A 13315-nucleotide genomic window follows, 5' to 3' on the forward strand; every position below is an offset into this window, starting at 1 on the left:
GCTGAACAAAGCAGTGATAATGTTGTCGGATTGCCTGAGTTTCCATTAAAATGGATCGGATCGATATAAGCACACAAAGGGGGAAGTGCTTACTTATTATGAAACATAAACCACAGATGATGAAAATGCGTTGGTTGGGTGCTGCAGTGGTGTTATCACTGTATACCTCATCGGCACTGGCCTTTAACATCGACGATGTCGCAAAACAGGCAAAATCGATGGCAGGCAAGAGCTACGAAGCGCCGAAAAGTAACTTGCCCTCCGTTTTCCGCGACATGAAGTATGCGGACTATCAGCAGATCCAGTTCAATCACGACAAAGCGTACTGGAGCAATATTAAAACCCCGTTCAAGCTTGAATTTTATCATCAGGGTATGTACTTCGACACGCCTGTTGCCATCAATGAAGTGACGGCAACCGCGGTACGTAAGATCAAGTACAGCCCGGATTACTTCAATTTTGGCAATGTGCAACACGACAAAGATACGGTGAAAGACCTGGGCTTCGCAGGCTTTAAGGTGCTTTACCCGATCAACAGCAAAGATAAAAACGACGAAATCGTCAGCATGCTTGGCGCCAGCTATTTCCGCGTTATTGGCGCGGGGCAGGTGTACGGGCTTTCTGCGCGTGGGCTGGCCATTGATACCGCGCTGCCATCAGGTGAAGAGTTCCCGCGTTTCCGTGAGTTCTGGATTGAACGTCCAAAGCCAACGGATAAGCGTCTGACCATTTATGCGCTGCTGGATTCCCCGCGTGCAACCGGTGCCTATCGCTTTGTGATTATGCCGGGTCGTGACACGGTAGTTGACGTGCAGTCCAAGGTTTACCTGCGTGATAAAGTGGGCAAACTGGGCGTTGCGCCACTGACCAGTATGTTCCTGTTCGGGCCGAACCAGCCGTCACCGGCTACCAACTTCCGTCCGGAACTGCACGACTCCAACGGTCTGTCTATTCATGCCGGCAACGGTGAGTGGATCTGGCGTCCGCTGAATAACCCGAAACATCTGGCGGTTAGCAGCTTCGCAATGGAAAACCCGCAAGGTTTTGGCCTGCTGCAGCGTGGTCGTCAGTTCTCCCGCTTTGAAGATTTGGACGATCGCTATGACCAGCGTCCAAGCGCCTGGGTCACGCCAAACGGTGACTGGGGTAAAGGCAAGGTCGAGCTGGTAGAGATTCCAACCAACGACGAAACCAACGATAACATCGTCGCTTACTGGACGCCGGATCAACTGCCGGAAGCCGGTAAAGAGATGAACTTCAAGTACACCATTACCTTCAGCCGCGACGAAGATAAGCTGCATGCGCCGGATAACGCGTATGTGATGCAGACTCGCCGCTCAACGGGTGATGTGAAGCAGTCTAATCTTATCCGTCAGCCTGATGGTACCGTGGCGTTTGTCGTGGACTTCACAGGCCAGGATATGAAGAAACTGTCGCCGGACACCGCCGTTGCCGCTCAGGCCAGCATCGGTGATAACGGTGAAATCGTTGAGAATACCGTGCGTTACAACCCGGTAACCAAAGGCTGGCGTCTGACCCTGCGCGTGAAAGTGAAAGATCCGAAACAGACCACTGAAATGCGTGCTGCGCTGGTCAGTAACGATCAGCCGCTGAGTGAAACCTGGAGCTATCAGCTACCTGCCAATGAATAATACATCTGAATATATTGATGCCATGCCGCTGACGGATATCGAAAAAGCGGCACTGCCAAAGAGCGACATCCGCGCGGTTCACACCGCGCTGGATGGTGAACATCATACGTTTTCCCGTGATGATGATACGCCGCTCGGGTCAGTCAAGGCGCGTCTGGAGCAGGCCTGGCCGGACTCGCTGGCGGAAGGGCAGTTGATTAAAGACGACGAAGGACGCGCTCAGCTTCAGGCGATGCCGAAGGCCACGCGTTCCTCTATGTTCCCCGATCCATGGCGCACCAACCCGGTGGGTCGCTTCTGGGATCGCCTGCGCGGGCGTGATGTGACGCCGCGCTATCTGTCGCGTCTGACGAAAGAAGAGCAGGCGTCCGAACAGAAATGGCGTACCGTCGGGACAATCCGTCGCTATATCCTGCTGCTTCTGACGCTGGCGCAGACGGTCGTCGCGACCTGGTACATGAAAACTATCCTGCCTTACCAGGGCTGGGCGTTTATCAACCCGACGGACATGATGGGCCAGGATCTCTGGGTCTCCTTCATGCAGCTGCTGCCGTATATCCTGCAGAGCGGCATTCTCCTGCTGTTCGCGGTCCTCTTCTGCTGGGTCTCGGCCGGTTTCTGGACCGCGCTGATGGGCTTCCTGCAATTGCTCATGGGGCGTGACAAATACAGCATTTCGGCGTCAACGGTCGGGGATGAACCCCTTAATCCCGAGCACCGTACCGCGCTGATTATGCCTATCTGTAACGAGGACGTTGACCGCGTATTTGCGGGCCTGCGTGCGACCTGGGAGTCCGTGAAGGCGACCGGCAACGCGGAGCATTTCGACGTTTACATCCTGAGCGACAGCTACAACCCGGATATCTGCGTGGCGGAACAAAAAGCGTGGATGGAGCTGATTGCAGAAGTGCAGGGCGAAGGCCAGATCTTCTACCGTCGCCGCCGTCGTCGCGTGAAGCGTAAAAGCGGCAACATCGATGACTTCTGCCGTCGCTGGGGTAACCAGTACAGCTACATGGTGGTGCTGGATGCTGACTCCGTCATGAGCGGAGACTGCCTGAGCGGTCTGGTGCGTCTTATGGAAGCCAACCCTAACGCCGGTATCATTCAGTCCTCGCCAAAAGCGTCCGGAATGGACACCCTTTATGCGCGCTGCCAGCAGTTCGCCACCCGTGTTTACGGGCCGCTGTTTACGGCCGGTCTGCACTTCTGGCAGCTGGGTGAGTCGCACTACTGGGGCCACAACGCCATTATCCGCGTGAAGCCGTTCATTGAACACTGTGCGCTGGCGCCGCTGCCGGGTGAGGGTTCGTTTGCCGGCTCTATTCTGTCGCATGACTTCGTAGAAGCGGCGCTGATGCGTCGTGCTGGCTGGGGCGTCTGGATTGCCTACGACCTGCCGGGATCGTACGAAGAGCTGCCGCCGAACCTGCTGGACGAGCTTAAGCGTGACCGCCGCTGGTGTCATGGTAACCTGATGAACTTCCGCCTGTTCCTTGTAAAAGGGATGCACCCGGTTCACCGCGCGGTGTTCCTGACGGGCGTGATGTCCTATCTCTCCGCACCGCTGTGGTTTATGTTCCTGGCGCTGTCGACTGCCTTACAGGTGGTTCATGCCCTGACGGAGCCGCAATACTTCCTGCAACCGCGGCAGCTGTTCCCGGTGTGGCCGCAGTGGCGTCCGGAGCTGGCGATTGCGCTGTTTGCTTCCACCATGGTGCTGCTGTTCCTGCCAAAGCTGCTCAGCATCATCCTGATCTGGTGCAAAGGCTCGAAAGAGTACGGCGGTTTCTTCCGCGTGACCCTTTCACTGCTGCTGGAAGTGCTGTTCTCCGTGCTGCTGGCGCCGGTACGTATGCTGTTCCACACCGTGTTTGTGGTTAGTGCGTTCCTGGGCTGGGAAGTGGTCTGGAACTCACCGCAGCGTGACGACGACTCCACGCCGTGGGGTGAAGCCTTTATGCGCCACGGTTCTCAGCTGCTGCTGGGTCTGGTGTGGGCTGCCGGGATGGCGTGGCTTGATCTGCGCTTCCTGTTCTGGCTGGCGCCGATTGTCTTCTCGCTGATCCTGTCGCCGTTTGTGTCCGTGATTTCCAGCCGTTCAACGGTGGGGCTGCGGACCAAACGCTGGAAGCTGTTCCTGATCCCGGAAGAGTATTCCCCGCCGCAGGTGCTGGTGGATACCGATCGTTACCTGGAACAGAACCGCAGTCGCTCGCTGGATGACGGCTTCATGCACGCCGTGTTTAACCCGTCATTCAACGCCCTGGCGACGGCAATGGCTACCGCGCGTCACCGCGCCAGCCAGGTGCTGGAGATTGCCCGCGATCGTCACGTTGAGCAGGCGCTTAACGAGACCCCGGAAAAACTCAACCGCGACCGTCGTCTGGTGCTGTTGAGCGACCCGGTGACAATGGCGCGTCTTCACTACCGCGTGTGGTCCGCTCCGGAGAAATACTCTTCGTGGGTGAACTACTATAAGGACGTGAAGCTGAATCCGCTCGCCCTGAAGGCGAAGTAAGCAGTTAAGTAAGGCGGGTAAGCGAAGCGCCACCCGCCAGATAAAATACCGGCTTAATCGCCGGTATTTTTTTAGAGGTTAAAGATGAGAATAATCATCGTCGTTATGATGGCATGCCTGCTCAGCGGCTGCGGCAGTATCATCAGTCGCACCATTCCAGGGCAGGGCCACGGAAATCAGTATTACCCGGGCGTGAAATGGGATCTTCGTGATTCCGCATGGCGCTACCTGACCGTGCTCGATCTGCCGTTCTCGCTGATTTTCGACACGCTGTTGCTGCCGATCGACGCCAGCCACGGCCCTTACGAATAGCGTAAATTAACGCTCGTCCCACTCGTCGGCTGCGGTTTGACCTTCTTCCGTATCCAGCGGCGGCTCGAGCTGAAACTCACCCTCATCCCACTCGTGCAGGGTGTTCTCTTCCAGCCATTCCTGCCGAAGTTCGATTTCGTCATAGTCGCCATCAAAGACGGCCTGCGCACCTTCACCACTTAATATCGGCAAACATTCCCCTTCTTCACCTTCATCGGCAAAGAATTCGGCCTGCCACATAATATCCCCATCCTGCAGAACGTATTTTTGGATATTAAGCTGTTGCACGTCAGCATCTTCTTCTTCAACGCCGGGGTTGTCGGCGAGGAACTCTTCACGAGCGGCATCAATAGCTTCTTCCAGCGTGGCGTACATGGTCATTGGTGTCTCCCTGTTTTCCAGAAGGTTTCAGGGAAAGAATAGCTGAATATAAGATTCTGCAAGTATGAATACGAAAATAAGCCGTCAGGCGTTCGTCTTATTCCGTCACGGGCCGCAGCGCGCGGGATAAACTGAACCATGAATAAATGGCATTGAACAGCACGATGCCCGCCGTCACGATAAAGACGGCGCGAAAACCGAAGCTGGCGGAGATCCCGGCCCCGAGCAGCGGTCCGGTGACGTTACCGATATCGCGGAATGACTGGTTATAGCTGAAAATACGCCCGGCGATCTGGTTCGTGGAGTTGTAGATCAGCAGGGTCTGTACGGCGGGCAGCAACGCGCCATCAGCGGCACCCAGTAAAAAGCGCAGGACGCCCAGCTGCCATGGCGTTTGCACCATCGCCATCGGGATAAGCAGCAGGACGGAAATGACCAGTGCGCAGATCAGGATTTTCTCGGAACCAACGCGGTCTCCCAGTTTACCCAGCCTCGGGGCGCTCAGCAGCGCCGCCACGCCGGGTACGGAGGCAATCAGCCCGCTGACGAACGCAATATTGCTGACATTACCCGCCAGGTCGCGAACGTACAGCGTCAGAATAGGGGCAATCGACCCGGTAGCCACCTGGATAATCATTGTCGTCACGAACAGGCTCAGCACCAGTCTGGGATTTTTGAGCGAGGTCAGCACTTCTCTGGCGTGGAGCATCTCTTTTTTGGCGACAGGCGTGAAGTTTTCCCGGATACAGAGCAGGGTGACGATAAAGCACAGGAACAACACGCTGGCGGTGATAAAGAAGACCGGACGCAGGCCGTAGTTATCCGCCAGTAATCCACCGGCCAGCGGTCCCAGCAGAGCACCGCTCACGCCACCGGTTGAGAGCGTGCCCAGCGCCCAGCCGCTTTTATGGCGGGGAATTTGCGTGGCAATCAGAGCATTCGCGTTGGGAATAAATCCCCCCAGCAGGCCCAGCAGCGCGCGCAGGATCAGAAACTGCCAGACGTTCTGCGCCACGCCCATCAGCGCCATGATAATGGCCATCCCCAGCGCCGAACGCAGCAGCATGATTTTACGTCCCTTGCGGTCGGCAAGGCCGCCCCAGAAGGGCGAGGCCATCGCGGAAAAGAGAAACGTGATGCTGAATACCAGACCGGACCACATATTGAGCGCGCTGTGGCCCGTAACGCCTAGCTGTTCGACGTAGAGCGGCAGGAAGGGCATAACCAGGCTAAAGGCCGCGCCGGTAAGAAAACAGCCAAGCCACGCAACCGCGAGGTTACGCTTCCAGTTTATGGGGGCATCTGAGGGTGACATAACTATCCGCATAATGAGGTGCAGAGCACCTGAAGCATAAAGTAATAAGCCTGCTAATTATGCGCCTGGGTTATGATTGCCGCAATGACGAGGAGCTTTTAAAGCTAAAACGGCATGCGGCCCTGAGGACCGCATGAGGATTAATAGCGGGACGGCGTGCCTTGTGGACGCGTTTTAAAACGGCGGTGCAGCCACATATACTGCTCGGGCGCCAGCATGATGCACTTCTCCACAACGCTGTTCATCCAGCGCGCGGTGGTTTCCGCATCGTCGAGCGGCGGCGCGAGTTCCGGCTCCAGCATCATCAGCTCGTAACCTGAACCATCCGGCTTACGGCGGGGGACAAAAGGCACGATGGCGGCTTTGGACATGCGCGCCAGCATCCAGGTACCGGTCGTTGTGGCGGCCTCTTCAACGGCGAAGAAGGGGACAAATACGCTGGCCTGTGGGCCGTAATCGTGGTCGGGGGCATACCAGACCACTTCACCGGATTTCAGCGCGCGGATCATCCCCTTCAGATCCTTACGGTCGATCATGCTTTTGTTGGAGCGCATGCGTCCGTTGGTCTGGATTAAATCGATGACCGGGTTATCGTTAGGACGATAAACGCCAATGCCGGGCGCCTGCATCCCGAACATGCGCGCCCCGATTTCCAGCGTCAGGAAATGGACGCCGATCAGCAAAACGCCCGTCTGGTCGGCCTGAAGCGTATGCACAGGATCCATGCCGGTTCCCGTCACCTCGCTCCAGCGGGCCATGCGTTTGTCCGGCCAGAACCACGCCATGCCGGTTTCCATGAGCCCCATCCCGACGGATTCGAAATTCTTCGCGACCATATCGTGACGCTCTGGCTCGCTCATCTGCGGAAAACACAGCTCAAGATTGCGGTACGCGATTCTGGCGCGACGCTTCATAAACAGTTGCGCGAAGCGGCCCAGAAATTTACCCAACCGAAAAATAACAGGGTAGGGAAGCTGTACCAGAAGCCATAAAAAGCCGATGCCAAGCCAGGTCAACCAATAGCGGGGATGCAAAAGGGCGGCAGTAAATTTTGGTAACTGGGTCATGTCTTTCCTGTGTTCAAACGTCCTGTTTTGCTAGTGTCTCATTTTTTGAGACATAGCCAAAATATCTGCTTTCGAAGCGTGCACGAATACAGCAATTGTTAAGCCTGATTAATCAGGGTGTGTGAAATGTAGCGTAAATTGTGGGGATGTAAATTGGTTTTGTTTGCTATATGATGCCGACCGATTTTTCATTCTCTCTAACGATTCCAGGACTGTACACCATGCCAGTGTTACACAACCGCGTGTCGAATGAGATGTTGAAAGCGCGTATGTTGGCTGAAACCGAACCGCGCACAACCATCTCTTTCTATAAATACTTCACGATCGACGATCCGCAGGCGACCCGCGATGCGCTTTATCAGGCGTTCACGGCGCTGAACGTCTTCGGCCGCGTCTACCTTGCCCGTGAAGGCATCAACGCGCAAATTAGCGTACCGGAAAGCAAAGTCAGCGCCTTCCGCGAGTGTCTTTATCAGTTCGATCCGGCCCTCGACGGCTTACGCCTGAACATTGCCCTGGACGATGACGGGAAATCCTTCTGGGTGCTGCGCATGAAGGTGCGTGAACGCATCGTGGCGGACGGTATCGACGATCCTGCGTTTAACGCGGCGGATGTCGGTGAATATCTTAAGGCTGCGGAAGTGAATGCGATGCTTGACGATCCGGATGCCGTGTTCATTGATATGCGTAACCACTATGAATACGAAGTGGGGCATTTCGAGAACGCGATGGAAATCCCGGCCGATACCTTCCGCGAGCAACTGCCCAAAGCGGTTGAGATGATGCAGGAACATAAAGATAAAAAGATCGTTATGTACTGCACCGGCGGTATCCGCTGTGAGAAAGCCAGCGCGTGGATGAAGCACAACGGCTTTAATAAGGTCTGGCATATTGAAGGCGGCATTATCGAGTACGCCCGCCGCGCCCGCGAGCAGGGTTTACCGGTACGCTTTATCGGGAAAAACTTTGTCTTTGACGAGCGTATGGGTGAGCGTATTTCTGAAGACGTTATTGCCCAGTGCCATCAGTGCGGCGCACCGTGCGATACCCACACCAACTGCAAAAACGACGGGTGTCATCTGCTGTTCATTCAGTGCCCGGCCTGTGCCGAGAAGTTTAACGGCTGCTGTAGCGAACTGTGCAGCGAAGAGAGCATCCTGCCGGAAGAAGAGCAGCGTCGCCGTCGCGCAGGACGTGAAAACGGCAACAAGATTTTTAATAAATCACGCGGCCGTCTGAATACCAAACTGGGTATCCCTGACCCGGAATGATAATAACGCCCGGCACGGCGAAAGCCTGCCGGGCGAATCTATTATGATTTCTGCTGTACGCCTTCAACGGAAATAATCAGCTCAACGTCCTGAGACGCCGGGCCTAAATCCGTTGTGATATTAAAATCTTTCAGGTGAATTTTACCCGCTGCTTCAAATCCTGCGCGTTTACCGCCCCACGGATCGTCACCCTGACCCAGTAATTTAGCATCAAGCGTGACCGGTTTTGTTACGCCGTTAAGCGTCAGGTTGCCGGTAATATTCAGCTTATCACCCTCTTTTTTCACTTCCGTGGAGGTGAAGGTAGCCTGTGGATATTTCCCGACATTGAGGAATTCACCGCTGCGCAAATGTTTATCACGTTCAGCATGATTGGTGTCCACGCTGTTAGTATTAATGGTCACGTTGACCTTGTCGGCGGCAGGATTTTTCTCGTCAAAGGTGAATGTGCCGTCAAAATCCTTAAAGGTACCGTAAAGCCAGCTGTATCCCAGGTGCTGAATACGGAAATTGACGAAAGCGTGCTGGCCCTCTTTATCAATTTTATAATCAGCCGCCACGGCGGAACCGGCGGTGAATAACAGAGAACCCAGGGCGATACCCAGCAGGTGTTTTTTCATTTTATGCTCCAGAGTCAACTGACGAGCGGCCAAGCATGCGCTTTAGCGTATCGTCTTTATCAATAAAATGGTGTTTGAGGGCGGCAAGCCCGTGCAGCACGGACAGGATCACGACGCTCCACGCAAGCCAGAGGTGAACGACCCCGGCCGTGTCAGCCTGAGCGCCCGCATCACTGAGCGTTGCCGGGACGTCAAAAAGGCCAAAGACGCTAATCGGCTTACCGTCCGCCGTTGAGATAAGATAGCCGCTGATCAGAATGGCGAAGAGCAGCGCATAGAGCGCGATATGCGCGGCAACGGCACTCAGGCGGGTCATTTTTCCGTGAGTCTTCGGCGCCGCGGGCGGCGGGGAAATATGTCGCCAGATCACGCGAAAAACCAGACCCAGCATCAGGAGAACGCCAATGCTTTTATGTAACTCCGGTGCCTGGTGATACCAGCCGTCGTAATAGCTGAGCGTGACCATCCAGAGTCCAAGGCCAAACATACCGTAGACGGCAATAGCAAATATCCAGTGCAAACCTATGGATATTATTCCGTAGCGCCGGGAGGTGTTACGCAGTTGCATCAGAATGTCCATTTTCGTATTAACCGAAGGGTAAAAATGAACGGGAAGATGTGACATTGCAACTGAAATAATTGTCTATTGATTTTTATTTTATTTATTTCAGCAATTTTGAAAGGAAAGGATAAAGGTAATTCAATGCCTTCGTGCAAGAGGAATTGAGAGTTTCAATAAAGCTAAATTAATGTCAATTATTGTCAGCCAGGGTTTTCAATAAAATACAATGTAAACAAAATCAATAATAGCCAGCAGCGACCACAATAAGATATAGAGCATGAAATGCTCGCGAATATTATTCATCAGAAAGCTAACGATCCTGCGCATAATGCCCCGTAATGCAGTGTGAATAAAACGGGCCCCGGTACCTCCGGAGCCCGTGCGGATTATCCGTTAAAACGCGAGAGCGAGAAGGGCGTCAGATCAAACTGCGGCGTGATGCCCTGGGCAAACTGCGCGGCAAACTCGCCCAGCACGGAAGCGAACTTAAAGCCGTGACCGCTCAGCCCGGTGATTAGCAGGACGTTGTCATGCCCTGGCAGGGTATCAATGATGAAGTCTTCATCCGGCGTGTTGTCGTAGGTACAGGCCGCGCCATACAGCAAGCCACCGACGCCCGGAAGGATAGTTCGCAGGAACGAGAAGGCTTCCGAACCATCCTGTGGATAGGCGCCAAAAGGCTTACGCTCTTCAGGGGAGGCGATCGCCTGGCCACCGTTGTGTTTACCGATTTTCAGCGCGTCTTTCTCGGAAGGGAAACCGTAGAACTGATCGCCATTCGGCAATTCGCCGGTGAAGGCCGGGAATTTATTCTGCGCGCTGTAGCGACCATCCGACTGGAACCAGGAGAAGACCTTCCGCACCGGCTGGATTGGCAGTTCCGGCAGCAGGCGAGTGACCCAGGTTCCTGCGCTGACGAGCAGGCGGGACGCTGAATAGTCGCCGTCAAGAGTCGTTACCGTGACGCCATTCTCGTCATGGGTGATGGCCTCCACCGGACAGTTAAACAGCTGCGCACAGCCGGCCTTAGCGGCAAGATCGATCCAGGTTTTGATTGCCGTTTCACAATGCAGCACGCCGGAGTGGGCTTCAAAGAGGCCGATGTAATCGTCCGGGACGGTAATTTCAGGCCAGCGCGCGGTAATGCCCGTTGCGTCCAGCTTCTCAACATCCAGATTAAAGGCTTTTGCGCTGCGCTCGACGCCGGCGAGAAAATCAGAATGAGCAGGGCCAAGGTTGATGACGCCGGTACGCTCGAAAATACGCTCTTCGGTCTGTGTCGCCAGTTCATCCCACAGCGTCTGGGCGCGAAGCACCAGCGGCACATAGCGCTCGCCTTCTCCATACGCATGGCGCATGAGACGGGTATCGCCATGATGGCTGCCCTCAGAATGAGGAGGAAGGTGGGCATCGATCATCAGGACCTTCAGACCTGCCTGTGTTGCGTAATAACCGGCGGCGGAACCCACGGAGCCGCTACCAATAATGATTAAGTCGTATCTCATATGCATCTCGTAAACTGATGTTTTGTTAGCAGAGTAATTAACAACGTGGGGTTAGACAAGGGAGAAATAAATAAGGCACCGCGAGGGTGCCTGTTGAGAGAAAAGTGGGCATAAGCTTAGTGCCGTTTATACTCATTTTCCTGATAGTCGCCAGATTCTATTTTTGCAATACCTGCCTCTAAAATAGAAATAAACTGACGGGCGACGTCTGTTGTTAGCCACAGCGTCTGTCCAACTTCCGCTTCTTCACGGTTGAGTTGATTCGGGGTCTGGTAGTGCAAACGCAGCATCAGCGCATCGTAGCTATCTACGGTACTGATATCCCAGCCAACCAGTGGATGGGTCTGGATCACTTCACTATTCTTTTCCATTATAACCCCCTTAATGCGTGTTAGAAGACAACGGCTCTGAGGTTCAATGCATGTTTTTCTGAAAGCATCTTCAGTATACCAAGTAATAAGGGTTCCAACGGGAAAAATAAACAGGTGGCAACACATTTTTCTGCTTTTTAGGATTGTTCGAACAATAAAACACCATCTCGTTCACGATTTTTAAAGAAGATGCCGAATTAATTTGAACTTGCAGGATTTTTAGACAAAAAAAAGCCGGGGCGACCCGGCAAAAAAACACAATGAGGGAGCAGTGTTAATCTGTGATAAACCAGTCGTCTGCGCTTTCCCACGTTTCCTGCAGGATTTCGCTGATGCGATCTTTATCTTCTTTCGCAGCACCGATGACGGAGAGGTTGTTCGCCGCGGCGTAACGCACCGTTACGGCACCCGCGTTGTCGGGAAAGGTGTTGTTAATACGGCGGGATAATTCGCCTGCCAGTGCATCAAGCGCGCCGGCAGGCAGAACAGTTGTTTTGGCTATGGTGACTTCAATACGCATAAATGCCCCCTGTGTAATATACTGTTTATTTATACAGGTATATTATCGGTTTGACAACAAGGGGCATTGATTTTTTAACGTTTTACCGCCCAGTTAACGGTTTCGCCCGCCAGGAATGGGATCAGCGTGTCATCCGTCAGCGCAATGGACTCCTCAACGTGGCTCGCTTTACGCTCCAGTTCGATGAAGGTGTCGTTGACCGGCAGGCCGTAGAAGCGCGGGCCGTTAAGGGAGCAGAACGCTTCAAAATGTTCGAGCGCGTTCATCTCTTCAAAGACGGTCGCGTAGCTGGCCAGTGCCGTTGGGGCGTTGAAGCAGCCTGCACAGCCGCAGCTCGCCTCTTTGCGGTGGCGGGCGTGAGGTGCGGAATCGGTGCCGAGGAACGCGCGGGAGAACCCGCTGGCAACCAGCTCGCGCAGCGCCTGCTGGTGGATGTTGCGCTTGAGAATAGGCAGACAGTACAGGTGAGGACGCACCCCGCCCACCAGCATGTGGTTACGGTTAAACATCAGGTGCTGTGGCGTAATGGTCGCGGCGATAAGATCGTTGCCGTCGCGTACATACTCTGCCGCGTCTTTGGTGGTGATATGCTCAAAGACCACTTTAAGCGCGGGCAGGCGCTGGCGCAGAGGCTCCATCACGGTCTCGATAAAGCGGGCTTCACGGTCGAAGATGTCAATCTCGGCATGCGTGACTTCACCATGGACCAGCAGCGGCATGCCCAGTTTCTGCATGCGTTCCAGAACCGGCATGATGGCATCAATGCTGGTGACGCCGTGGCTGGAGTTGGTGGTGGCATTTGCCGGGTAGAGTTTCGCCGCCGTAAATACGCCTTCGTTAAACCCGCGCTCCACTTCGTTCGGATCCAGCGAGTCGGTAAGATAGCAGGTCATCAACGGGGTAAAATCGTGTCCCGCAGGAACGGCATCCAGGATGCGCTGGCGATAGGCCATCGCGGCATCGACGGTGGTGACTGGTGGAACCAGGTTAGGCATGACAATCGCGCGGCCATAAATTTCGCTGGTATAAGGCACGACGGTTTTCAGCATATCGCCATCACGCAGATGGATATGCCAGTCGTCAGGGCGGCGGATTTTAAGAACCTGGGGTTGTGCAGTCATGGAAGCTCCGGCTTGTCAGGAATCAGTCATAAGGATGGCTGTTTTTGCCGGACACAAATCATAAGCGGAAACGTTTTCGTTTGCACACTTTTCCGTA

14 protein-coding genes are annotated in these 13315 nt (G+C 54.5%); 4 read left to right on the forward strand and 10 right to left on the reverse strand.

All coding sequences use genetic code 11. The features are described 5' to 3' along the window. Positions 1–98 precede the first annotated feature (98 nt). From mdoG to QMN93_RS17565, 3 genes are all read left to right on the forward strand, one after another. Entirely contained in the window at positions 99–1652 is a 1554-nt protein-coding gene (mdoG, locus tag QMN93_RS17555) for a glucans biosynthesis protein MdoG (RefSeq protein WP_021240787.1), read from the forward strand. Continuing rightward, positions 1645–4173: a glucans biosynthesis glucosyltransferase MdoH gene (gene mdoH, locus QMN93_RS17560; RefSeq protein ID WP_096151206.1), complete on the forward strand. Its 2529-nt coding sequence runs from the start codon at positions 1645–1647 to the stop codon at positions 4171–4173. Before mdoG ends, mdoH begins: the two co-directional genes overlap by 8 nt. 84 nt (positions 4174–4257) lie before the next feature. Beyond that, on the forward strand, positions 4258–4485 hold the full coding sequence (locus QMN93_RS17565; protein ID WP_024908995.1) for a YceK/YidQ family lipoprotein: 228 nt from the start codon (positions 4258–4260) through the stop codon (positions 4483–4485). 6 nt (positions 4486–4491) lie between these two features. Here QMN93_RS17565 and QMN93_RS17570 read toward each other — a convergent pair whose 3' ends face one another. The 3 genes from QMN93_RS17570 to QMN93_RS17580 form a co-directional block, all read right to left on the reverse strand. Further along, on the reverse strand, positions 4492–4866 hold the full coding sequence (locus tag QMN93_RS17570; protein ID WP_023311118.1) for a MysB family protein: 375 nt from the start codon (positions 4864–4866) through the stop codon (positions 4492–4494). 97 nt (positions 4867–4963) lie between these two features. Continuing rightward, positions 4964–6181, reverse strand: coding sequence for a multidrug efflux MFS transporter MdtG (gene mdtG / locus QMN93_RS17575; RefSeq protein WP_182383309.1), 1218 nt, complete (start codon positions 6179–6181; stop codon positions 4964–4966). Between the two features lie 140 nt (positions 6182–6321). Continuing rightward, positions 6322–7248, reverse strand: a complete 927-nt coding sequence (locus QMN93_RS17580) for a Kdo(2)-lipid IV(A) acyltransferase (RefSeq protein WP_182383310.1) — start codon at positions 7246–7248, stop codon at positions 6322–6324. A gap of 221 nt (positions 7249–7469) precedes the next feature. On the opposite strand from QMN93_RS17580, the gene QMN93_RS17585 reads away from it, so the two are divergent. Beyond that, positions 7470–8519: a rhodanese-related sulfurtransferase gene (locus tag QMN93_RS17585; RefSeq protein ID WP_033145192.1), complete on the forward strand. Its 1050-nt coding sequence runs from the start codon at positions 7470–7472 to the stop codon at positions 8517–8519. 41 nt (positions 8520–8560) lie between these two features. On the opposite strand, the gene QMN93_RS17590 is transcribed toward QMN93_RS17585, so the two are convergent. From QMN93_RS17590 to pyrC, 7 genes are all read right to left on the reverse strand, one after another. Further along, entirely contained in the window at positions 8561–9139 is a 579-nt protein-coding gene (locus tag QMN93_RS17590) for a YceI family protein (RefSeq protein ID WP_033145193.1), read from the reverse strand. A 1-nt stretch (position 9140) separates the two neighbouring features. Then, positions 9141–9707: a cytochrome b gene (locus QMN93_RS17595; RefSeq protein ID WP_033145194.1), complete on the reverse strand. Its 567-nt coding sequence runs from the start codon at positions 9705–9707 to the stop codon at positions 9141–9143. Between the two features lie 207 nt (positions 9708–9914). Next, positions 9915–10028, reverse strand: a complete 114-nt coding sequence (locus QMN93_RS17600; RefSeq protein ID WP_064672270.1) for a YceO family protein — start codon at positions 10026–10028, stop codon at positions 9915–9917. Between the two features lie 59 nt (positions 10029–10087). Next, complete coding sequence (gene solA / locus QMN93_RS17605; protein ID WP_193139020.1) at positions 10088–11206, reverse strand: N-methyl-L-tryptophan oxidase; 1119 nt, start codon at positions 11204–11206, stop codon at positions 10088–10090. A gap of 116 nt (positions 11207–11322) precedes the next feature. Further along, the gene (bssS, locus tag QMN93_RS17610) at positions 11323–11577 is read right to left on the reverse strand and encodes a biofilm formation regulator BssS (RefSeq protein ID WP_008500827.1); all 255 of its coding nucleotides are present in this window, start codon (positions 11575–11577) and stop codon (positions 11323–11325) included. Positions 11578–11851: 274 nt separating this feature from the next. After that, positions 11852–12097: a DNA damage-inducible protein I gene (gene dinI, locus QMN93_RS17615; protein ID WP_008500826.1), complete on the reverse strand. Its 246-nt coding sequence runs from the start codon at positions 12095–12097 to the stop codon at positions 11852–11854. Between the two features lie 74 nt (positions 12098–12171). Beyond that, entirely contained in the window at positions 12172–13218 is a 1047-nt protein-coding gene (gene pyrC / locus QMN93_RS17620) for a dihydroorotase (RefSeq protein WP_193139022.1), read from the reverse strand. Positions 13219–13315: the final 97 nt, after the last annotated feature.

The organism is Enterobacter sp. R-1.6.2 (assembly GCF_035064085.1).
Classification (GTDB): Bacteria; Pseudomonadota; Gammaproteobacteria; order Enterobacterales; family Enterobacteriaceae; genus Enterobacter; species Enterobacter asburiae_B.

Excerpts from the sequence above, each read along its gene's own strand:
- mdoG (WP_021240787.1), top strand. The coding sequence starts at position 99 with ATGAAACATAAACCACAGATGATGAAAATGCGTTGGTTGGGTGCTGCA.
- QMN93_RS17600 (WP_064672270.1), bottom strand. The coding sequence starts at position 10,028 with ATGCGCAGGATCGTTAGCTTTCTGATGAATAATATTCGCGAGCATTTC.
- QMN93_RS17565 (WP_024908995.1), top strand. The coding sequence starts at position 4,258 with ATGAGAATAATCATCGTCGTTATGATGGCATGCCTGCTCAGCGGCTGC.
- QMN93_RS17570 (WP_023311118.1), bottom strand. The coding sequence starts at position 4,866 with ATGACCATGTACGCCACGCTGGAAGAAGCTATTGATGCCGCTCGTGAA.
- QMN93_RS17585 (WP_033145192.1), top strand. The coding sequence starts at position 7,470 with ATGCCAGTGTTACACAACCGCGTGTCGAATGAGATGTTGAAAGCGCGT.
- QMN93_RS17590 (WP_033145193.1), bottom strand. The coding sequence starts at position 9,139 with ATGAAAAAACACCTGCTGGGTATCGCCCTGGGTTCTCTGTTATTCACC.
- solA (WP_193139020.1), bottom strand. The coding sequence starts at position 11,206 with ATGAGATACGACTTAATCATTATTGGTAGCGGCTCCGTGGGTTCCGCC.
- bssS (WP_008500827.1), bottom strand. The coding sequence starts at position 11,577 with ATGGAAAAGAATAGTGAAGTGATCCAGACCCATCCACTGGTTGGCTGG.
- mdtG (WP_182383309.1), bottom strand. The coding sequence starts at position 6,181 with ATGTCACCCTCAGATGCCCCCATAAACTGGAAGCGTAACCTCGCGGTT.
- QMN93_RS17595 (WP_033145194.1), bottom strand. The coding sequence starts at position 9,707 with ATGCAACTGCGTAACACCTCCCGGCGCTACGGAATAATATCCATAGGT.
- pyrC (WP_193139022.1), bottom strand. The coding sequence starts at position 13,218 with ATGACTGCACAACCCCAGGTTCTTAAAATCCGCCGCCCTGACGACTGG.
- QMN93_RS17580 (WP_182383310.1), bottom strand. The coding sequence starts at position 7,248 with ATGACCCAGTTACCAAAATTTACTGCCGCCCTTTTGCATCCCCGCTAT.
- dinI (WP_008500826.1), bottom strand. The coding sequence starts at position 12,097 with ATGCGTATTGAAGTCACCATAGCCAAAACAACTGTTCTGCCTGCCGGC.
- mdoH (WP_096151206.1), top strand. The coding sequence starts at position 1,645 with ATGAATAATACATCTGAATATATTGATGCCATGCCGCTGACGGATATC.